The 21116-nt window shown below is 71.5% G+C and carries 14 protein-coding genes; 8 read left to right on the top strand and 6 right to left on the bottom strand.

Annotated features, from left to right (window positions below):
• Nucleotides 1–3: 3 nt before the first annotated feature.
• From hyfB to V5F49_RS09235, 6 genes are read left to right on the top strand one after another with little or no spacing between them, the layout of a single operon-like run.
• A complete protein-coding gene (gene hyfB, locus V5F49_RS09260; RefSeq protein ID WP_394118149.1) occupies nucleotides 4–2049 on the top strand; it encodes a hydrogenase 4 subunit B in 2046 nt (681 codons plus the stop codon).
• Complete coding sequence (locus V5F49_RS09255; protein WP_394118148.1) at nucleotides 2040–2993, top strand: respiratory chain complex I subunit 1 family protein; 954 nt, start codon at nucleotides 2040–2042, stop codon at nucleotides 2991–2993. Before hyfB ends, V5F49_RS09255 begins: the two co-directional genes overlap by 10 nt.
• A gap of 2 nt (nucleotides 2994–2995) precedes the next feature.
• Entirely contained in the window at nucleotides 2996–3673 is a 678-nt protein-coding gene (locus V5F49_RS09250) for a hydrogenase-4 component E (RefSeq protein WP_394118147.1), read from the top strand.
• Nucleotides 3670–5136 carry a hydrogenase 4 subunit F gene (locus V5F49_RS09245; RefSeq protein WP_394118146.1) on the top strand — a complete coding sequence of 489 codons (1467 nt, stop codon included), beginning with the start codon at nucleotides 3670–3672 and terminating at the stop codon, nucleotides 5134–5136. The genes V5F49_RS09250 and V5F49_RS09245 overlap by 4 nt, the downstream gene beginning before the upstream one ends.
• Nucleotides 5137–5145: 9 nt before the next feature.
• Nucleotides 5146–6678 carry a hydrogenase large subunit gene (locus V5F49_RS09240; RefSeq protein WP_394118145.1) on the top strand — a complete coding sequence of 511 codons (1533 nt, stop codon included), beginning with the start codon at nucleotides 5146–5148 and terminating at the stop codon, nucleotides 6676–6678.
• Nucleotides 6679–6687: 9 nt separating this feature from the next.
• Nucleotides 6688–7197 (top strand): NADH-quinone oxidoreductase subunit B family protein, encoded by a 510-nt coding sequence (locus tag V5F49_RS09235; RefSeq protein ID WP_394118144.1) that lies wholly within the window; start codon nucleotides 6688–6690, stop codon nucleotides 7195–7197.
• Nucleotides 7198–7502: 305 nt separating this feature from the next.
• Here the strand turns inward: V5F49_RS09235 and adh are convergent, their stop codons facing one another.
• Nucleotides 7503–9023 (bottom strand): aldehyde dehydrogenase, encoded by a 1521-nt coding sequence (adh, locus tag V5F49_RS09230; protein WP_394118143.1) that lies wholly within the window; start codon nucleotides 9021–9023, stop codon nucleotides 7503–7505.
• A gap of 258 nt (nucleotides 9024–9281) precedes the next feature.
• On the opposite strand from adh, the gene V5F49_RS09225 reads away from it, so the two are divergent.
• The gene (locus V5F49_RS09225; RefSeq protein ID WP_394118142.1) at nucleotides 9282–11213 is read left to right on the top strand and encodes a sigma-54-dependent Fis family transcriptional regulator; all 1932 of its coding nucleotides are present in this window, start codon (nucleotides 9282–9284) and stop codon (nucleotides 11211–11213) included.
• Between the two features lie 982 nt (nucleotides 11214–12195).
• Here V5F49_RS09225 and V5F49_RS09220 read toward each other — a convergent pair.
• The 5 genes from V5F49_RS09220 to V5F49_RS09200 form a co-directional block, all read right to left on the bottom strand.
• A complete protein-coding gene (locus V5F49_RS09220) occupies nucleotides 12196–13326 on the bottom strand; it encodes a hypothetical protein (protein WP_394118141.1) in 1131 nt (376 codons plus the stop codon).
• Between the two features lie 127 nt (nucleotides 13327–13453).
• Nucleotides 13454–14023, bottom strand: coding sequence for a winged helix DNA-binding protein (locus V5F49_RS09215; RefSeq protein ID WP_394118140.1), 570 nt, complete (start codon nucleotides 14021–14023; stop codon nucleotides 13454–13456).
• A gap of 81 nt (nucleotides 14024–14104) precedes the next feature.
• Nucleotides 14105–15091 (bottom strand): TRAP transporter substrate-binding protein, encoded by a 987-nt coding sequence (locus V5F49_RS09210; RefSeq protein ID WP_394118139.1) that lies wholly within the window; start codon nucleotides 15089–15091, stop codon nucleotides 14105–14107.
• A gap of 51 nt (nucleotides 15092–15142) precedes the next feature.
• Complete coding sequence (locus V5F49_RS09205; protein ID WP_394118138.1) at nucleotides 15143–16459, bottom strand: TRAP transporter large permease; 1317 nt, start codon at nucleotides 16457–16459, stop codon at nucleotides 15143–15145.
• Nucleotides 16459–17007: a TRAP transporter small permease gene (locus V5F49_RS09200; protein WP_394118137.1), complete on the bottom strand. Its 549-nt coding sequence runs from the start codon at nucleotides 17005–17007 to the stop codon at nucleotides 16459–16461. Before V5F49_RS09200 ends, V5F49_RS09205 begins: the two co-directional genes overlap by 1 nt.
• 384 nt (nucleotides 17008–17391) lie before the next feature.
• On the opposite strand from V5F49_RS09200, the gene V5F49_RS09195 reads away from it, so the two are divergent.
• Complete coding sequence (locus V5F49_RS09195; RefSeq protein ID WP_394118136.1) at nucleotides 17392–21051, top strand: hydantoinase B/oxoprolinase family protein; 3660 nt, start codon at nucleotides 17392–17394, stop codon at nucleotides 21049–21051.
• Nucleotides 21052–21116: the final 65 nt, after the last annotated feature.

Here is a 21116-nt window from a genome sequence, read left to right as displayed (position 1 = left end):
GCCGTGCCCGAGGCGCCGCTGTCCTCCCAGCTTCCCCTTGGCCTGGCCCTGGTCCTGCTCGCCGGGGCCATCGTCGCGCAGCTCATCGTGGCGGCGCTGGGAGCGGTGACGGCCCGCGGTCGTCTCGGACGGCCGCTGGTCTATGGCGCGAGCGGGGTGATCGCGCTCGCCGCCGGCCTCGTTGCGCTCGCCGCCATCCCCGGCGAGCCGCAGGGGCTGGTGCTGCCGCTCGGCGTGCCGTGGATCGGCCTGCGGCTGCGGCTCGATGCGCTTTCCGCCGTGTTCCTCGCCGTCATCAATCTCGGCGGCGCGGCGGCCTGCCTCTACGGCCTCGGCTACGGCCGGCACGAGCACGCGCCCGGCCGCGTGCTGCCCTTCTTCCCCGCGTTCCTCGCCGGCATGAACGCGGTGCCTCTGGCGGACGATGCGTTCGGCTTTCTCTTCGGCTGGGAATTCATGTCCCTCGCCTCGTTCGCGCTTGTGGTGGCGCACGATCGCGAGCCGCAGAACGTGCGGGCGGGCTATGTCTATCTCGTCATGGCGGCGTTCGGCACGCTGGCGCTGATGCTGGTGTTCACCCTGCTCGCGTCCGGCTCCGGCGGGGGTCTCGCCTTCGATGCCATGCGCGCCAGCCCGCCGGAAGGCGCGGCCGCCGCGCTGGTGCTGGCGCTGGCGCTGATGGGCGCCGGGTCCAAGGCCGGCCTCGTGCCGCTGCACGTGTGGCTGCCGCTCGCCCATCCCGCCGCGCCGAGCCACGTCTCCGCGCTCATGAGCGCGGTGATGACCAAGGTGGCGGTCTACGGCTTCGTGCGCATCGTGTTCGACCTGCTCGGCGCACCCGACTGGTGGTGGGGCATCCCGGTGCTGGCCGCGGGGGCCATCGCGGCGGTCATGGGCGTGCTGCAGGCGCTGCTGCAGGACGACATCAAGCGCGTGCTCGCCTACAGCACCATCGAGAACATCGGCCTCATCTTCGTCGGCCTCGGCCTCGCGCTCGCCTTCTCCGCCAACGGGTTTCCGGGCGCGGCGGCGCTGGCGCTCACCGCCGCGCTGTTCCATGTGTTCAATCATGCGGCCATGAAGAGCCTGCTGTTCTTCGGCGCCGGCGCGGTGCTCACCGCCACCGGCACGCGGCGGATGGATGCGCTCGGCGGGCTGTTGAAGCGGATGCCGGTGACCGGCCTTGCCATGCTGGTGGGCGCGGCCGCCATCTCGGCCCTGCCGCCGCTGAACGGCTTTGCCTCCGAATGGCTGGTGTTCCAGGCCATCCTGCTCAGCCCGGACCTGCCGGTGTGGGGCCTGAAGCTGCTGGTGCCGGCGGCGGGAGCGCTGCTCGCCCTGGCGGCGGCGCTGGCGGCCGCCTGCTTCGTGCGGCTCTACGGCATCGTGTTCCTCGGCCGGCCGCGCACCGCAGCCGCCGCCAGCGCGCAGGAGGTGGACGGCGCCTCCCGCGCCGCCATGGTGCTTCTGGTCGGCGTGTGCGTGCTGGCCGGGGTGCTGCCCGGCTTCGTCATCGACACGCTCCAGCCGGCGGTGGCCTCCCTCGTCGGCGCGCGGATGCCGCCGCAGAGCGGGGTGGCCTGGCTCTCCATCATCCCGGTGGCGGAGAGCCGCAGCTCCTACAACGGCCTGCTGGTGCTGGCGTTCATCGCCCTGTCGGCGCTGCTGGCTGCCGCCGCCATCCACCGCCTCGCCTCCCGCGCGGTGCGCCGCGCCCCGGCCTGGGACTGCGGCTTTCCGGACCCGAGCCCGGCGACGCAATATTCCGCCTCGTCCTTCGCCCAGCCCATCCGCCGGGTGTTCGCCCGACGCCTGTTCGCCGCGCGCGAGCAGGTGGAGATGCCGCCTCCCGGCGATCTCTCCCCCGCGCGGCTCACGCTCACAGAGCGTGATCCGGCCTGGGCCTTCCTGTTCACGCCGCTGGCCCGCGCGGTGGAAGCCGTCGCCGAGCGGGCGAACCGGGTGCAATATCTCACCATCCGCCAGTATCTCGCGCTGGTCTTCGGCGCGCTGGTGCTGCTGCTCGCGGTGCTCGCCCTATGGACCTGACGGTGGATCTCCTCGTCCAGGGCGGGCAGATGCTCCTCGTCCTGGCCCTCGCCCCGCTGCTCACCGGCGTGGTGCGCAAGGCGAAGGCGCGCCTTCTGCGCCGGCGCGGGGCGAGCGTGCTCCAGCCCTATCGCGATCTCGCCCGCCTCCTGCGCAAGGAGGCGGTGGTGGGGGCGGACACCTCGCCCTTGTTCCGCGCGGTGCCCTATCTCGTGTTCGCGGCCACCTGGGTGGCGGCGGCGCTGGTGCCCACCTTCGCCACCGGCCTCGTCTTCTCCTGGACCGCCGACCTCATCGCCATCACCGCCTTGCTGGGCAGCGCGCGCTTCTTCCTGGCGCTGGCCGGCATGGACAGCGGGACCAGCTTCGGCGGCATCGGATCGAGCCGGGAGATGATGATCTCCACCCTCGCCGAGCCGGCCATGATCATGATCGTGTTCACGCTGGCGCTGGTGGCGCGCTCCACCCAGCTCTCCACGGTCGCGGCCGTGTTCCAGTCCGGCGTGGGGCTGCGCGTGTCGCTGGCGCTGGCACTGGTGTCTCTGCTGATGGTGGCGGTGGCCGAGAACGGGCGCATCCCGGTGGACAATCCCGCCACCCATCTGGAGCTGACCATGGTGCACGAGGCCATGGTGCTGGAATATTCCGGCCGCCACCTCGCGCTCATCGAGCTGTCCGCCCACCTGCGGCTGCTGCTGTTCCTGTCGCTGGTGGCCTGCGTGTTCACGCCCTGGGGCATCGCTCCGCCCGGCGCCGGGGTGGCCGGCTTCGCGGTGGGGGCGGCGAGCTATCTCGCCAAGCTCGGGGCCGGCGCGCTGCTGCTCGCGGTGTTCGAGACCTCGATTGCCAAGATGCGCGTGTTCCGCGTGCCGGATTTCCTCGGCGCCGCGCTGATGCTCGGGCTGCTGGCGACGCTCCTCCTCTTCGTGTCGCGGATCCTTTAGCCATGGAGCGCGCCCTCTCCCCCGCCCTGCTGTTCGATGTGGCGCACCTGCTCGCCGGGGCGCTGGTGCTGGTGAGCTTCCTGCTGCTCTACCAGGACCGGCTCTACGCGCTCTTGAACGTGTTCGCCCTGCACGCGGTGGTGCTCGCCGCCTCGGTGGCGTGGCAGGCGTTCGCGCAGGATGCGCCGCACCTCTACGTCACGGCGCTGATCGCGCTGGTGTTCAAGGCGCTGGTGATCCCGGTGGCGCTGCACCGGATGGTGGCCCGGCTCGGCATCCACCGGCAGGTGGAGACGGTGGTCTCCATCGGCCCCACCATGCTGGCCGGCATCGCGCTGGTGGCGTTGTCCATGGTGGTGATGCTCAAGGCCACCGCCGCCGCCGATGCCCTTGCCCGCGAGGATCTCGCCTTCGCCCTCTCGGTGGTGCTGCTCGGCCTGCTGATGATGGTGACGCGGCGCAATGCGGTGAGCCAGGTGGTGGGCTTCATGTCGCTGGAGAACGGGCTCATCCTCGCCGCCGCCGGGGCGCGTGGCATGCCGCTGGTGGTGGAGATATCCGTCGCCTTCTCGGTGCTCATCGCCTTCATCGTCATCGGCATCTTCCTGTTCCGCATCCGTGAGCGGTTCGACACCGTGGACGTGGACACCCTCGACCGCTTCCGGGGAGGGCAGGCATGACCGGCGCGCCGCTCCTCGCCGGGCTGGTGCCGGCGCTCTCCGCCGCCGCGGCGGTGGTGCTGGTGCTGCTGCCGGCATGGCGCCTCGCCGCCACGCTGAACGTTGCGGCCTCGGCCGGCGTCTTCGGCTGCGCGCTCGCCCTTGCCGCCGCGCCGCGCGGGGCCGGGCCGCTCTTGATCGCCGACGACCTCAACGTGCTGTTCGTGGTGCTGAACAGCTTCGTCGCTCTCACCACCAGCCTGTTCAGCGCCCGCTACGTGGCCCATGAGCTGACCACCGGGCGGCTCACGGCGGCCAACCTGCGCTTCTACCACGCCGGCTTCCAGGTGCTGCTGGGGGCGATGAACCTCGCGCTCGTCTCCAACAATCTCGGGGTGATGTGGGTGGCCATCGAGGTGGCGACGCTCTCCAGCGTGGTCATGGTGGGGCTCTACCGCACCGAGGCGGCCATGGAGGCGGCGTGGAAGTATTTCATGCTGGGCAGCGTCGGCATCGCGCTCGCCCTGTTCGGCACCATCCTCGTCTACATGGCCGCCCAGCCGGTGGTGGGCGAGGGGCCGGACGGCATGATCTGGTCCGTGCTGATGACGCACGCGGGCGATCTCGACCCGGCGCTGCTCAACGTCGCCTTCGTGTTCCTGCTGCTGGGCTACGGCACCAAGGTGGGCCTCGTGCCGCTGCAGGCGTGGCTGCCCGATGCCCATGCCGAGGGGCCGACGCCGGTCTCCGCCATCCTCTCCGGCCTGCTGCTGAACGTGGCGCTCTTGGCGGTGCTGCGGTTCAAGCTGCTGCTGGTGGCCCATCCCGGCGCCATCGCCCCGGGGCCGCTGATGATGGCCATGGGCCTTGCCTCGCTGCTGCTGGCCGGCGTGGTGCTCTACCGGCGGCGGGACATCAAGCGCCTGTTCGCCTATTCCTCCATCGAGCACATGGGCCTCATCGCCTTCGCCTTCGGGCTGGGCGGGCCGCTCGCCAGTTTCGCCGGCCTGCTGCACGTGGCCATGCACAGCCTCGGCAAGTCCGCCGTGTTCTTCGCGGTGGGCAGCGCCTGCCAGGCGAAGGGCACGCAGCGCCTCGCCGACATCCGCGGCCTCACCACCTCCGATCCGGCGCTGGGCTGGGGGCTGGTGGCGGCGGTTCTGGCCGTGGCCGGCCTGCCGCCGGGCGGCATGTTCCTGAGCGAGTTCCTGCTGGTGGGCGCCACCTTCGGCCGGATGCCGCTGCTCGCCGTGCCTCTGGTGGCGGGGCTGCTGCTGGCGTTCGGCGGCCTGCTGCTGAAGTTGTCGGGCATCGCCTTCGGGGCGCCGCCGGACCCGGTGCCGGGTGCCACCCCGGCGCGGGGAAGCGCGCTGGCCCTGTGGCTGCCGCTCGGGCTCCATCTGGCGCTGGTGCTGGTGGCCGGCCTCTATCTGCCCCCGCCGCTGGTGGACTGGCTCCGCCAGGTGGCGGCGTTTCTCGGCTAGGAGCAGGCCATGGAGCGCTTCCGACAGCTCGTCGCCCGCGGCCGGACCGGCCACTGCCGCCCCTGGCCGCGCGCCGAAGTCAGCGCGGCGGAATGGGAGGGTCTCATCGCCCTGCTCGCCGCCGGCGATCTCTCCCTCGCCGGCCTGTGGGGCGTGGGTGGGTCCCAAGGCGCGCGGGTGGATCTGGCGCTGCTCGATCCCTCGGGTGGCGGGCTGGCCGTTGCGAGCCTTGCCGCGCCCGACGGCACCTTTCCCTCGGTGGCGCGGCACCATGCGCCGGCCGCCCGGCCGGAGCGCGCGGCCTGCGACCTGTTCGGCCTCGTGGCCGAGGGCGCGCCTGATCCGCGCCCCTGGCTCGACCACGGCCGCTGGGGCGTCAACCATCCGCTCGGCGCCGCCGCCCCCGCGCCGGCGGACGGCGTCAGCTATCCCTTCCTCCCGGCGGAGGGGGACGGACTGCACCAGATCCCGGTCGGTCCGGTCCATGCCGGCATCATCGAGCCCGGCCATTTCCGCTTTTCCTGCCACGGCGAGACGGTGGTGCGGCTGGAGGAGCGGCTCGGATATGTCCACAAGGGCGTCGAGGGGCTGATGGCCGGCGCCGACCTTGCCCGCGCGGCCCGGCTCGCCGGGCGCATCTGTGGCGACAGCACGGTGGCCTATGCGCTCGCCTTCGCCCGCGCGACCGAGGCGGCGCTGGGCGTTGCCGTGCCCGAGCGCGCCCATGCGCTGCGCGGCGTGATGGCAGAGCTGGAGCGCCTCGCCAACCACCTCGGCGACATCGGCGCCATCTGCAACGACGCCGCCTTCGCATTGATGCTGGCCCATTGCGGCGTGTTGCGCGAGCGGGTGCTCCGCGTCGCCGCCCACGCCTTCGGCCACCGCCTGATGATGGACAAGGTGGTGCCGGGCGGTGTCGCGGCCGATCTCGCGCCCGAGGGCGCAACGGCCATCCGCGCGCTGGTGGCGCAGGTGCGCGCCGCCTTCCCGGCGCTGGTGGAGCTCTACGACAACACCGCCTCCCTGCAGGATCGCACGGTGGGCACGGGCATGGTGGCTGCCGGGCATGTCTGCCGCTTCGCCGCCGGCGGCTTCGTCGGCCGGGCCTCGGGCCGCGCCTTCGATGCCCGGCGGAGTCTGCCCTATCCGCCCTACGACCGGCTGCCGTTCGAGGTGGCGCTGCGCACCGAGGGCGATGTGAACGCCCGCATCTGGGTGCGCATCCGCGAGGTGGAGGAGAGCCTCGGCCTCATCGTCCGCCTGCTCGACACGCTGCCGGTCGGTCCGGTGGCGGCGGAGGTGCCCGGGGGGACCGGCGAGGGGCAACCCGGCGAAGGACTTGCGGTGGTGGAGGGCTTCCGCGGCGACGTGCTCGCCTTCGTGGCGCTGGGGCCGGACGGGCGGGTGACGCGCGCCCACCTGCGCGATCCCTCCTGGTTCCAGTGGCCGCTGCTGGAGGTCGCCATCGAGGGCAACATCGTCGCCGATTTTCCCTTGTGCAACAAATCCTTCAACTGCTCCTACTCGGGCGTGGATCTCTAGGGGCCGGCCATGCGCAAGCTGCTGCTGAAGGGGCTCTTGCCCCCGCTCACCGAAGCCGGCCCGGATGCGGGCAAGGTGGAGGCGCTGGCGCGCGAGCTGGACGCGGCCTCCCGCGCCCGGCTCGGCCGCAGCCTTTCCATCCGCGCGGTGGATGCGGGCTCGTGCAACGGCTGCGAGCTGGAGATGCACGCGCTGGGCAATGCCTTCTACGACCTGGAGCGCTTCGGGCTCAGGTTCGTCGCCTCGCCGCGCCATGCGGACGTGCTGATGGTGACCGGGCCGGTGGCGAAGAACATGGCGGAGGCGCTGAAGCGCACCTACGACGCCACCCCCGCCCCGAAATGGGTGGTGGCGGTGGGTGATTGCGCCATCAGCGGCGGCGTCTTCGCCGGCAGCTATGCCGTCGCGGGCGGCGCCGAGGCCATCGTGCCGGTGGACCTGAAGATCCCCGGCTGTCCGCCGACGCCGCTGGACCTCCTCACGGGGCTGCTCGCGCTGGTGAGCGCCCCGTCGCGCTGACGCTTCCGACGCCGGCAGAGGCCGGCCGACGCGGCCGACGCCGCAGGCCCGGGGGAAGCGGGCCTGCGGGCACGCGCATGGCTGTCGGACCTCCGTTGCTGACCAGATGGGAGAACAAAAAGGCCGGGGACGGCCATGACAGGCTCCGGGCGAGGCGACCGCCCGGGTTGGCAGCCCGTCCGCGCCCCGCGCGCGAACGCCGTCCCCGGCTCACTGCCCCCGGGAGGGCAAGGAGCACGCCCCTGCGGGCGAAAGTCCCGCCGGCCGGGTTGGGCCGGCGGTGATGCGGTGCCCGGAGGCTGGCCTCAGAAGAAGCCGAGCTTCTTCGGCGAGTAGCTCACCAGCAGGTTCTTGGTCTGCTGGTAGTGGTCGAGCATCATCTTGTGGGTCTCGCGGCCGATGCCGGACTGCTTGTAGCCGCCGAAGGCCGCGTGGGCGGGATAGGCGTGGTAGCAGTTGGTCCACACCCGGCCCGCCTCGATGGCGCGGCCCATGCGGTAGGCGCGCGAGCCGTCGCGGGTCCACACGCCGGCGCCGAGGCCGAACAGCGTGTCATTGGCGATGGAGAGGGCCTCGTCCTCGTCCTTGAAGGTGGTCACGGACACCACAGGGCCGAAGATCTCCTCCTGGAAGATGCGCATGTTGTTCTTGCCGAGGAACACGGTGGGCTTCACGTAGAAGCCTTCCGAGAGATCGCCCTCCAGCACGTTGCGCTCGCCGCCGGCGAGCACCTGCGCGCCCTCGGCCCGGCCGATGTCGATGTAGCTGAGGATCTTGTGCAGCTGCTCCGAGGAGGCCTGCGCGCCGATCATGGTGGAGGGATCGAGCGGCGAGCCCTGCTTGATGGCGGCGACGCGGGCCAGCGCCTTCTCCATGAACTTGTCGAAGATGTTCTCCTGCACCAGAGCGCGGCTGGGACAGGTGCACACCTCGCCCTGGTTGAGGGCGAACATGACGAAGCCCTCCACCGCCTTGTCGAGGAAGTCGTCGTCCTCGGCGGCCACGTCGCCGAAGAAGATGTTCGGCGACTTGCCGCCCAGCTCCAGCGTGACCGGAATGAGGTTCTGCGAGGCATAGCCCATGATGAGCCGGCCGGTGCCGGTCTCGCCGGTGAAGGCGATCTTGGCGATGCGGGTGGAGGAAGCGAGCGGCTTGCCGGCCTCCAGGCCGAAGCCGTTGACGATGTTCAGCACGCCGGGGGGCAGCAGGTCGGCGATCAGCTCGGCGAACACGAGGATGCCGGCCGGGGTCTGCTCGGCGGGCTTCAGCACCACGCAATTGCCCGCCGCCAGCGCCGGCGCCAGCTTCCACGCCGCCATCAGGATCGGGAAGTTCCACGGGATGATCTGGCCGACCACGCCGAGGGGCTCGTGGTAGTGGTAGGCGATGGTGTCGTGGTCGATCTCGGAGAGCGCGCCTTCCTGCGAGCGCACGCAGGCGGCGAAATAGCGGAAGTGGTCGATGGCGAGCGGGATGTCGGCGGCGGTGGTCTCGCGGATGGGCTTGCCGTTGTCCCAGGTCTCGGCGCGGGCGAGCAGGTCGAGGTTCGCCTCCATGCGGTCGGCGATCTTCAGCAGCACGCCGGAGCGCTCGGCGGCCGAGGTGCGGCCCCAGGCCTTGCGGGCGGCGTGGGCGGCGTCGAGCGCGCGCTCGATGTCATGCTCGTCGGAGCGGGCGACCTCGCAGATCACCTTGCCGGTGATGGGGGAGATGTTCTCGAAATAGCGGCCGTTCACCGGCTCGACGAAGGTGCCGTTGATGAAGTTGCCGTAGCGCGCCTTGAAGGGCGACACGTGCTGGCCGGGCATGAAGGCGGGAATGTTCATTGTTTCCTCCCGTTGCGGGTGACAGGGAGGTTTGCAGAGGTCGTGCCAGCTCTTGCGGTGCGCCGCCACAAGTTTATTTGCAGCGCGGCAAGATGCTGGTAGCCAAGAGCTTTGAAGGATCGCCGGAAGCCTCGATCCGGAGCCGGCTGGACGCCGGTCGAATATTCGTGCGAGACTGACGCGATAAAGAACAAGAGCTGCGACACCTGTCGCAGGACGCGACAGCGTCGCAGGGAGAGAGCCAGGCGAGGGAGGAAGATGCCCGTCGAGCCGTCGCGCGCCCCGCCGGAGGCGATCCTTTCCGCCCGGCGCCGTTTCTTCTCGGGTGCCCCCGTGGCCGAGGACGCGCTGGCGCAGCCGATCCTGCGCTCGTGGACGCGCTGCGCCGCGCGCGGGCTGCCGTTCGCGGGCGTGCCGCGGGCCGAGCCGCTGACCGAGCGTGAGCTTGCCGCCCAGCGCGAGCGCCATGAGGCGCTGCGCCGGCTGTGCCGCCCTGCTTTGGAGCCGCTGCATGCCGCCGCCCGCGCCGCCGACAGCATCGTCATCCTCACCGATCCCGACGGCCTCGTGCTCGATACCGTCGGCAGCGTGGATTTCGCCGACCGCGCGGCAAAGGTGGCGCTGCGCCCCGGCGTCAGCTGGAGCGAGGCCGCCACCGGCACCAACGCCATCGGCACCGCGCTGGTGGAGCGGCGGGCGGTGGAGGTGCGCGGCGCCGAGCATTATGCGGAGGCCCACGGCATCCTCACCTGCGCCGCCGCGCCCATCCATGATCCGTTCGGCGCGCTGGTGGGGCTGATCGACCTGTCCGGGCCGGCGGCGGCGGAGCAACTGCACGCGCTGGCGCTGGTGGAACTGGCGGTGGAGCAGGTGGAGCACCGCATGTTCGAGGGCGCCTTTCCCGGCGGCAACCTGGTGCGGTTCCACGCCGACCCGAGCTTCCTCGGCACAGTGCGCGAGGGCATCCTCGTATTCGACGAATATCGCCTCGTCGCCGCCAACCGGCCCGGCCTCGCTTTGCTGGGCCTCGGCTGGGACGCGCTGACGGCGCGCCGCTTCGGCGACCTGTTCGAGGGCAGCCTCGGCCGGCCGGGGGAGGCGCGCCGGGTGCGCACCAGCCGTGGCGACATGGTGATGCGCCTTGAGCGGCAGGGCGCGCCTGCGGTTCCCGCCCGGAGCCCCGCACGCGCCGTCATCCCCGCCGCCCCCGTGCGGGAGGAGGCTGCCGCGCCGCGCCCGGTGGTGGCGGACGGGCCGTGCTTCGATCCCGCCAGCGAGAAGGACCTCGGCCGCGCCATCCGCCTGATGACGGCGGGGGTGCCGGTGCTGATCCAGGGCGAGACCGGGGTCGGCAAGGAGGTGTTCGCGCGGCAGATGCACCGGCGCGGCCCGCGCGCCGGTCAGCCGTTCGCCGCCGTGAACTGCGCCGCCCTGCCGGAGGGGCTCATCGAATCCGAGCTGTTCGGCTACGAGGAAGGCGCCTTCACCGGGGCGCGCCGGGCCGGCTTCAAGGGCGTGCTGCGCGAGGCGGACGGGGGCGTGCTGTTCCTCGATGAGATCGGCGACATGCCGCTGTCGCTCCAGAGCCGACTGCTGCGCGTGCTGCAGGAGCGGGAGGTGACGCCGCTGGGCGGCGGGCGCGCGGTGCCGGTGGACTTCGCCCTCGTCTGCGCCTCCCACCGCGATCTCAAGGGGCTGGTGGAGCAGGGGGCATTCCGCGCCGACCTGTATTTCCGCATCGCCCAGTACACCGTTGCGTTGCCCACCGTCCGCAGCCTCGCCGACCGGGAGGCGCTGGTGGACCGGCTGTGGGTCCAGACCGGTGCCGGCACGGCCGAGGTTCCGGTGCTGTCGACCGAATGTCGTGCGGCCCTCGCGGCCCATGACTGGCCGGGCAATTTCCGCCAACTGGTGGGCGTGCTGCGGGTGCTGCAGGCGCTGGCCGAGCCGGGCGAGCGGGTCGACGTGGATGCCCTTCCCGCCGACATCCGCCCCGCCGTGCCCCTGCCGGCGCGCGCCGTCGCCGCGCTGCCGATGACGGGAGGCGACCTCGGCACGGTCACGCGCGCGGCCATGGATGCCGCGCTCGCCGCCTGCGGCGGCAATGTCTCCGAGGCTGCCCGCCGCCTCGGCATCCACCGCTCGACGCTCCACCGCCACCTCGCCGCCCGCGCGCCGCGGGGGCATTGACGGACGGACATGCCGCGTCCCGGCGGCAGCGCGCTCCGCCCGCGGCGCCGGTGCGGTGGTGGCCGCCCTCCGCCTGGCCGCAGGCCCCTGTGGCCGCTCACCTGAAGGGTCGGCCGCCTTGCTGCTCACCCAGGGGCACGGGTGCGCAGGCCCAGGACGACCAGCCGGATGACGTCCAAGGCGGCAGCGCGTTCCGCCCGCGGCTCCGGTGAGGTGGAGGCCGCCCGCCGCCTCGCCGCAGGCCCCTGTGGCCGCTCACCTGGAGGGTCGGCCGCCTTGCTGCTTACGCTGGGGCACAGGTGCCCAGGCCCCGGGCGACCAACCGGATGACGTCGAAGGCGGCAGCGCGCTCCGCCCGCGGCGCCGGTGTGGTGGAGGCCACCTGCCGCCTGGCCGCAGGCCCCTGTGGCCGCTCACCTGAAGGGTCGGCCGCCTTGCTGCTCACCCAGGGGCACGGGTCCGCAGGCCCAGGACGACCAGCCGGATGACGTCCAAGGCGGCAGCGCGTTCCGCCCGCGGCGCCGATGTGGTGGAGGCCGCCTGTCGCATCGGCATCCGCTGCCGTCCGCTTTCACCGTCATCGTGCTGCACGCGGCTTGCGCGGACTTTCAAAGCGACGGTCCCGGCAGGCGAAGCGCCGTCCGGGGGCGGTGCGGCAGTGGCGGCGTTCGACCTGCCGGCGCACGTTGCGCTTGACCGCCGATGCGTGCCGGCTCCGGGCGTGTCGCCTGCCGACATGACGCCGTATGTGCGGCCGAGGGCGCCATTCCCCGACCCAGGCTCGGCACGCAACCTGCGCGCCCGGAACCGCCCGCTGCGGGCGTTGCGTGGCCTGCGCGGGGCTGAGCAGGCGCCGCGGCCCGTCGTTCCGGCCGCGAGGGCGCGGCGCCAGTCCGTTGGCCGGGCGCTTTGCAGCCGCGCGCAGCGCTCCCGCAGCGCCGCTCGTGCGCCCGAGCTCTTGCTGAGGCGGAAAGCCGCCCGCCTAGCCGGCCCGGCGGGCGACCTCGGCGGCGGTCATCATCTCCTGCAGCGCCGGCAGCACGATCTCCCGCATCCGGCGGCCGTAGAACAGGCTGAAATGGCCGGCGTTCTCCAGCACCAGATGGCGGCGCAGGTTGGCCGGCACATTGGGGCACAGGTCGTGGGCGGCCTCGGTCTGGGTGGGGGCGGCGATGTCGTCGTCGGCGCCTTCCACGGTCAGCAGCGCGGTCTCGGCGAGGGCCGCCCCCCGCACCGGATGCCCGCCCACCGCCAGCGTGCCGTGCGCAAGGGCGTTCTCGCGGAACACGGTGGCGACGTTCTCCATGAAGAACTCGGCCGCCACGTCCATCATGCTCCAGCACAGCCGGGCGAGGGGGAAGCGCAGCGGGTCGGCGCCCTCGTCGAAGGCGAGGCGGAACGGCAGCTCGCCGCCGGAGATGGACTGGCGCCACAGGTAGAGGGCGAACGCATCGATCTGCCGCCACGCCGGGAACACGCGGCGGCCGGCGCCGGCATAGGCCGAAGGCACGGTTTCGATCACCTGCTGCTCCAGCGCCGCCAGCGAGCGCTGCTGCAGCACGGTCCACAGGCGGGTGGGATTGCGGGAGGGATCGATGGGGCCGCCCATGAGGCTGAGGCTCGCCACCGGCATGCCCGCATCCGCCAGCAGGCAGGCGGCGGCAAAGGCGGGCAACGCCCCCTGGCAGACGCCGACCACATGCACGGCGCCCCCCTCCGCGCCCAGCGCCCGCGCCATCTGCGCCGTTTCCATGCAGTTCTCGGCGAAGCCGAAACGGCCGGCGGCGAGCGGCACGTAGCGGGCGTTCGGCCAATCGGTGACGCCCACGGTGCCGGCGGTGCCGAGCAGGGCCAGCACCAGGTCGCGCATCAGCGCCGGATAGGCGCCGGCGATGGGCGCCACCACCAGCACCCGGCGCCCGGGGGCGCCGCCGCCGGAGAAGGTGCGCAGGCGGGCGAAGGGCAGGCGCGCGGCGATCTGGTCCGCCACCGCCGGGCCGCCGCCCGGAAGGCGCCGGCCGGCGAGGCCGAAATCCTGGAAGGCACCCTCGTCCGGGCGCTCGCTGTCGGCGGGCACCCCTGAAACGAAGGGGCGCAGGTCGTCGAGCCACATGGAACGAGGCCGCCCTCCGCGCGTCGCGGCACCGGCCATCGGGGCGAACGCCTTGGCATCATACCCGAACCGGGCCGGCGCACCATGCCTCCGGATGTCGCCCCAGGGGGAAGAAAAACAAACGGTATCAGAGGGATGCGGCGGCGCGGGCGGCCTGGTCGTAATGGCCGGAAAGGGTGCGCAGCAGGGCGGCGATCTCCGACAGCTTGGCCGGCGCGATGCCGGTGGCCACCACCGCATTGGTGAGCAGGGCCTCGCGCACCTCCCGGTAGCGCGTGCAGGCGGCGCGCCCGGTCTCGGTGGCCGAGAGCGTCTTCTCCTTGCCCCGCCGGCCGGAGGTGACGAGGCCGAGCCCCTCCAGCTTCTTGGCGGCGTAGGTGACGAGGTGGGTGTCCTCCACGTCGAGCACGAGGCACAGGTCGGCGATGGTCTTGGGCCGGTCGCGATGCACCACGTGGTGCAGGATCAGCACGTCGAGGGCCGAGAGGTCCGGCACGCCGGCCGCCGCCATGCAGCGGACCATCCAGCGGCCGTAGGCGTGGGTGAGCATGTTCAGCCCGAACTCGAGCTCGGAAAGCGCCGGCAGCGCCCCGTCGGCGAGGTGGGCGGAGGAGACGATGGCGGGCGCGCGGGTCGGCGCCGTCTCGGAAGCCGGCGCCGCGTGCGGGGGCCTGGTCCTGGAATCGCGGGCGGTCACGGCGTCCTCGCGGGCGGTGGGTGGCGGACGGGCGGGGCAGGCAGGGCGCGGGCGGCGCGCAGGGCGTCGCCCGGCCGGATCTCACTTCTTGTAGGCGTCGACGATGGCCTTGCCGTCCGCGCCGGCCTTGGCGAGCCAGGCGTCGGTGAGGGTGGCGCCGATCTTCTCGAAGCCGGCCTTCAGCTCGGGGCTCGGCGGGGCGACGTTGGTGCCCTTGGCCGCAAGCTGCTCGTAATACCACTTGGTCTTTTCCTCGGAGGCCTTCCAGCCGCGCGCCTCGGCGGCCGCGGCGGCCTTCAGCACCGCCTCCTGGGTGGGCTTGTCGAGGGCGTCGAAGGCAGCCTTGTTCACGAACACCGCATTCTTCGGCAGCCAGGCCTGGATGTCGTAGAAATAGGGAATGCTCTCCCAGATCTTCACGTCATAGCCGGTGGCGCCGGAGGTGATGAGCGCGGTGACGACGCCGGTCGCCAGCGCCTGCGCCAGCTCGGCCTGCTGCACGGTGACGGACTGGGCGCCCACCGCCTCGCCGATGCGCGAGGTGCCGGCATTGTAGGCCCGCCACTTGGCGCCCTTCAGGTCGTCCACCTTGGCTACCGGCGTCTTGGAGAACAGGCCCTGCGGCGGCCACGGCACCGCATAGAGCAGCATCAGGCCCTGGGCGGCGAGCTTCTTCTCCACCGCGGGGCGCGACGCCTTCCACAGCTTCTCGGCCTCGGCATAGGAGGTGGCGAGGAAGGGCACCACGTCGATGCCGAACACCGGGTCCTCGTTCTCGTGCAGCGACAGCAGCACCTCGCCGGCCTGCACCTGGCCGGTGGCGACGGCGCGCTTGATCTCCGGCGCCTTGAACAGCACCGCGTTGGGCTGGAGCGTGATGGCGAGCTTGCCGCCGGACAGGGCGTCCGCGTCCTTGGCGAACTGGGCGAGGTTCTCGGTGTGGAAATTGTCCGGCGGATAGGCCGAGGCGAGGTTCCACTTGGTCTGCGCCGCGGCCGGCGCGGCCGCCGCCAGGGCGGCGATGCCGGCGGCCAGAAGGGCCGGGGCGAGGGTGCGGAAGGGGGCCATTTGGGGTCTCTCTCTGGTTGGAGGTGGACGTCTCGACCGTCGCAGGTCCGCTCAGCCCGCCGGGAACACCCAGCGCGGCAGCACCAGGGCGATCTCGGGGAAGGTGGTGATGATGATGACCGCGATGTTCAGGAGAATGAAGAAGGGAAAGGCCGCCTTGGCCACGGAGAACGTGTCGCGCCCGCTCATGTTCTGCAGCACGAACAGGTTGAAGCCCACCGGCGGGGTGATCTGCGCCATCTCCACGTGGATGACGAGATAGACGCCGAACCACACGAGGTCGAAGCCCGCCTGCTTCACCATGGGCAGCACGATGACCGCGGTGAGCACGATCATGGAGATGCCGTCCACGAGGCAGCCGAGGATGATGTACATCACCGTCAGGGCGAGGGCGAGCTTGCCGGGGGTGAGGTTCAGCCCCTGCACCCACTCCGCCAGCGCCATGGGGATGCCGGTGTAGGCCATGGCGGCGGTGGTGAAGGCGGCGCCGGCCACGATCAGCATGATCATGCAGCTCAGCCGGGTGGCGCTCATCAGGCTTTCGATCAGCGTCTTCCAGGTGAGCGTGCCGCTCCACCACGCCAGCGCCAGCGCGCCGGTGACGCCCCAGGCGGCGCATTCGGTGGCGGTGGCGATGCCCAGCACCAGCGACAGGAACACCGCCGCGATGAGGAGCAGGCACGGCAGCAGCTTCGCCGACTGGCGCAGCTTCTCCGCGAACGGCATGGGCGGGTCACGCGGCGGCGTGCGGCCGGGATTGAGCAGCGACCACAGGATGATGTAGCCGCTGTAGAGGCCCATCACCAGCAGCCCCGGCAGGAAGCCCGCGAGGAATACCTGCAGCACGGAGACGTTGGCGGTCACCGCATAGACCACCATGGGAATGGACGGCGGAATGAGCAGGCCGAGCGTGCCCGAGCCCGCCAGCGAGCCGAGGCTCATGCCCTTGTCGTAGCCGCGCTTGTCCAGCTCCGGCAAAGCGATCTTGCCGATGGTGGCGCAGGTGGCGGCCGAGGAGCCGGACACCGCCGCGAAGATGCCGCAGCCCACCACGTTCACATGCAGCAGCCGCCCCGGCAGCCATTGCAGCCATGGGGCGAGGCCGCGGAACATCTCTTCCGACAATCGGGTGCGGAACAGGATCTCGCCCATCCAGATGAACAGCGGCAAGGCGGCGAGCGTCCAGGAGGCGCTGGCGCTCCATACCGTGGTGGCCAGCACCTGGCCGATGGGCACCGGCGTGGTGAGCACCATGGCGAGCAGGCCCACGAGGCCGAGGCCGAGCGCGATCCACACGCCCGAGGCGAGGATGCCGATGAGGAAGAGGAGGAGGATCAGCGACAGCTGGATCAGGTCGAGGTGCGGCATCACACGCCTCCCCCGGACGCGATGCGCTCCACCAGCTCGTCGGGCGAGGTCACCGGCTCCTTCTCGTAGCGGGGGCGGTGGCCCTGCGCCACGTGGACGAATTCGTCCACCATGGCGATCAGCAGGATGGCGAGGCCGGCGGCATAGCCGGTCTGGGGGATCCACAGCGGCACCGCCACCACGCCCTGCGAGATGTCGTTGAAGCGCCAGGAATCATAGGTGAGCTGCACCGCGTTCCAGGTGAAATAGCCGAGGAAGGCGATGGCCACCGTGAGCGCGAACAGCTCCGCGGCCTGCCGCCTGCGCCCGTGGAGCCGCTCCAGCAGCAGGCCGACGCGGATCATCTCGCCGTACTTGAACGTGTGGGCGAGGCCCAGGAACGACATGGCGACCATGGACCAGGCGGCGAAGTCGTCGCCGGAGGGGATGTTGACGCCCAGCTGCCGCCCGACGGACAGGCCCATCATCAGGGCGAAGATGAGCACCAGGAAGCCGGCGGCCGCGATGCCGGACAACAGATAGAGGCCATCGAGGAGGCGGCGGATCATCGCGGCGCTCCCGGCCGCCGCCGGCCGTCCGGCCCGGCAAACCCGGTCGTCTCCGCTCGATGGCGGAATTCTTCGCTGGTCATCGTAATCCCTCTGGAACCGGGCGCCCCGTTTCCGGCCGCCGAAACTCAGGCCGGCTTAGGGTGCTCTCTGGAGGGATGTTCCCTCGGTCGCAACACTTCGTCAACAAATTGTTGACGTTTTATCGCCTGCATGACTTCACTATCCGCGGACGGGATTCCGGGGCCCGCGCATCCGGCGCGGGGCTGCCGGCCGCCGGTCACGGGACGCTGGTCCAGGATGCCGGTCCTGCCCTCGGGCAGGTACCAAAGCAGGAACCCTGCCAGCCCAGCCGGCCTTACATTCAGACGGGGATTGGTTCCGATGTCGAGCGACCAGGTGACGACGAGCGCGAACGCTGCCGGAAGGGGCGCCTGGGAGTTCTGGATCGACCGCGGCGGCACCTTCACCGACATTGTGGGGCAGGGGCCGGACGGCCGCCTCGTCGCCCACAAGGTGCTGTCCGAGAACCCCGAGGCCTATCGCGACGCGGCGGTGCACGGCATCCGCGAGATCCTCGGCCTCAAGACCGGCGCGCCGATCCCTCCGGGGCTGGTGTCTGCCGTCAAGATGGGCACAACGGTCGCCACCAATGCCCTTCTGGAGCGCAAGGGCGAGCGCACCCTGCTCGTCACCACCCGCGGCTTCAAGGATGCGCTGCGCATCGGCTACCAGGCGCGGCCCAAGATCTTCGCCAAGAAGATCGTCCTGCCGGACATGCTGTTCGAGCAGGTGCTGGAAGTGGACGAGCGCGTGCGCGCCGACGGCACGGTGGAACAGGCGCCCGACCCTGCCGCCGTCCGTGCCTCCCTCGAGCAGGCGAAGGCCGAGGGCATCGCCGCCGTCGCCATCGCCTTCATGCACGGCTACCGCTATCCCGCGCACGAGCAGCAGGTGGCGGCGCTGGCGCGCCAGATCGGCTTTCCGCAGGTCTCCGTCTCCCACGAGGTGTCCCCGCTGATCAAGCTGGTGGGGCGCGGCGACACCACGGTGGCGGACGCCTATCTCTCCCCCATCCTGCGCCGCTACGTGCAGCAGGTCTCCGGCGAGCTGTCGGCCGGCGCAGATCCGGACGCCGCCGGCGCGGATGCCGCGCGGCTCATGTTCATGATGTCCTCGGGCGGGCTCACCGCCGCCGACCTGTTCCAGGGCAAGGACGCGCTGCTGTCCGGGCCCGCCGGCGGCGTGGTGGGCGCGGCCGAGACGGGCGCGCTCGCCGGCTTCGACCGCATCATCGGCTTCGACATGGGCGGCACCTCCACCGATGTCTGCCATTACGACGGCGAGCTGGAGACGGCGTTCGACACCGAGGTGGCCGGCGTGCGCATCCGCGCGCCCATGATGCGCATCCACACGGTGGCGGCGGGCGGCGGCTCCATCCTGCATTATGACGGCGCGCGCTTCCGCGTCGGCCCCGACAGCGCCGGCGCCAACCCCGGCCCCGCCTGCTACCGGCGCGGCGGCCCGCTGGCGGTGACCGACGCCAATGTGATGCTGGGCAAGCTGATCCCCGACTTCTTCCCGAAGATCTTCGGCCCGGCGCAGGACCAGCCGCTCGATGCCGAGGTGGTGCGCGCCCGTTTTGCGGAACTGGCGGCCGAGATCGGCGGCGGGCGCACCCCCGAGGAGGTGGCGGACGGCTTCGTCACCATCGCGGTGGAGAACATGGCCAACGCCATCAAGAAGATCTCGGTGGAGCGCGGCTATGACGTGACGCGCTATGCCCTCAACTGCTTTGGCGGCGCCGGTGGCCAGCATGCCTGCCTCGTGGCCGATGCGCTGGGCATGACCAAGGTGCTGCTGCATCCCTTCTCGGGCCTCCTCTCCGCCTACGGCATGGGCCTCGCGTCCGTGCGGGCCCAGCGCACGCGGGCGGTGGGGGAGGAACTGACGGCGGATCTCCTCGCCCCGCTCGGGGCCCAGCGTGACGGGCTGGCGGAGGAAGCCCGCGCGGAGCTGTCGGGCCAGGGGGTGGAGGCGGCCACAGTCGAGGCGCGCGTGCACCTGCGCTACGCCGGCACCGACACCGCCTTGCCGGTGACGCTGGCCGACCTTCCCGCCATGACCGCCGAGTTCGAGGCGCGGCACCGCGCCCAGTTCGGCTTCGTCTCCCCCGGCAAGCCGGTGGTGGCGGAGGCCATCGAGGTCACCGCCTCGGGCGGCGGCGCCGGCATCGTCGAGGCCGAGGAGGCGTGCATCGCGGGCACCCCCGCCGAGACCCGCCGCGCCCGCTTCTTCGCCCGCGGCGAATGGAATGACGCCCCGGTGGTGCTGCGGGCCGATTTCCGCCCCGGCATGACCCTGCAGGGCCCGGCCATCGTCATCGAGCCCAACCAGACGGTGGTGGTCGAGATGGGCTGGCGGGCCGAGGTCTCCGCGCGCAACCATCTGGTGCTCGCCCGCACCGAGGTCCTTGCCCGCGCCGGAGCGGTGGGCACCAAGGCCGATCCGGTGATGCTGGAGGTGTTCAACAACCTGTTCATGTCCATCGCCGAGCAGATGGGCGTGACGCTGCAGAACACCGCCTATTCCGTGAACATCAAGGAGCGGCTGGACTTCTCCTGCGCCGTCTTCTCGGCCGAGGGCGATCTCGTCGCCAACGCCCCGCACATGCCGGTGCACCTCGGCTCCATGGACCGCTCGGTGGAGACGGTGATCCGCGAGAATGCCGGCGCCATCCGCCCCGGCGACGTGTTCGCGCTGAACGCCCCCTATAATGGCGGCACCCATCTGCCGGACATCACCGTGGTGACGCCGGTGTTCGACGCCTCGGGCGGGCGCATCCTGTTCTGGGTGGCCTCGCGCGGGCACCATGCGGACGTGGGCGGCGTTGCTCCCGGCTCCATGAGCCCGCTCGCCACCCACATCGAGGAGGAAGGCGTCTACATCGACAACTTCAAGCTGGTGGATCAGGGGCGCTTCCGCGAGGAAGAGCTGGTGGAGCTCCTCACCTCCGCCCGCTATCCGGCACGCAACCCGGTGCAGAACGTCGCCGACCTGAAGGCCCAGATCGCCGCCAACGAGAAGGGCGTGCGCGAGCTGATGAAGATGATCGACGCGTTCGGGCTCGACGTGGTCGAGGCCTATATGGGCCACGTGCAGGACAATGCCGCCGAGAGCGTGCGCCGCGTGCTCGACCGCCTCGATGATTGCGCCTTCGCCTATGAGATGGACCAGGGCACGGTGATCCGCGTGCGCATTTCCGTGGACAAGGAGAAGCGCGAGGCGACCGTGGACTTCACCGGCACCTCGCCGCAGCAGCCCAACAACTTCAATGCCCCCGCCCCGGTGACGCGGGCCGCCGTGCTCTATGTGTTCCGGGTGATGGTGGAGGACGAGATCCCCATGAACGCGGGGTGCCTGAGGCCCATCCGCATCGTGGTGCCGGAAGGCTCCATGCTGGCGCCGGTCTATCCGGCGGCGGTGGTGGCGGGCAATGTAGAGACCTCGCAGGCGGTCACCAACGCCCTGTTCGGCGCGCTCAAGGCCATGTCCGCCTCGCAGGGCACCATGAACAACCTGACCTTCGGCAACGACACCTACCAGTATTACGAGACCATCTGCTCCGGCTCGCCGGCCGGTCCCGGCTTCGACGGCACCGACGGCGTGCACGTGCACATGACCAACTCCCGCCTCACCGATCCGGAAGTGCTGGAGACGCGCTTTCCCGTGCTGCTGGAGGATTTCCACATCCGCCCCGGCTCGGGCGGGCGGGGGCGCTGGCATGCGGGGGCGGGCACCTACCGCCGCATCCGCTTCCTGGAGCGGATGGAGTGCGCGCTGCTCTCCTCCCACCGGCGGGTGCATCCCTTCGGCCTCGAGGGGGGCGAGCCCGGGGCGCTGGGCGAGGGCTTCGTGCGGCGCGCGGACGGCACCACCGAGGTGCTGCTCGGCTGCGACCAGAAGGTGATGGAGGCCGGCGAGGCGGTGATCATCGTCACCCCCACCGGCGGCGGCTTCGGCAATCCGGCCGAGCGGGACTGAGGCCACCCGTAAACGAAAACGCCCCGCCAGAGCGGGGCGTGTGTCGTGGCCGGCACCCCGCGGAG

The organism is Xanthobacter lutulentifluminis (genome assembly GCF_043194675.2).
Classification (GTDB): domain Bacteria; phylum Pseudomonadota; class Alphaproteobacteria; order Rhizobiales; family Xanthobacteraceae; genus Xanthobacter.
The sequence above is the reverse complement of the archived record's forward strand: the minus strand, read 5'-3'. Positions and strand labels throughout refer to the sequence as shown.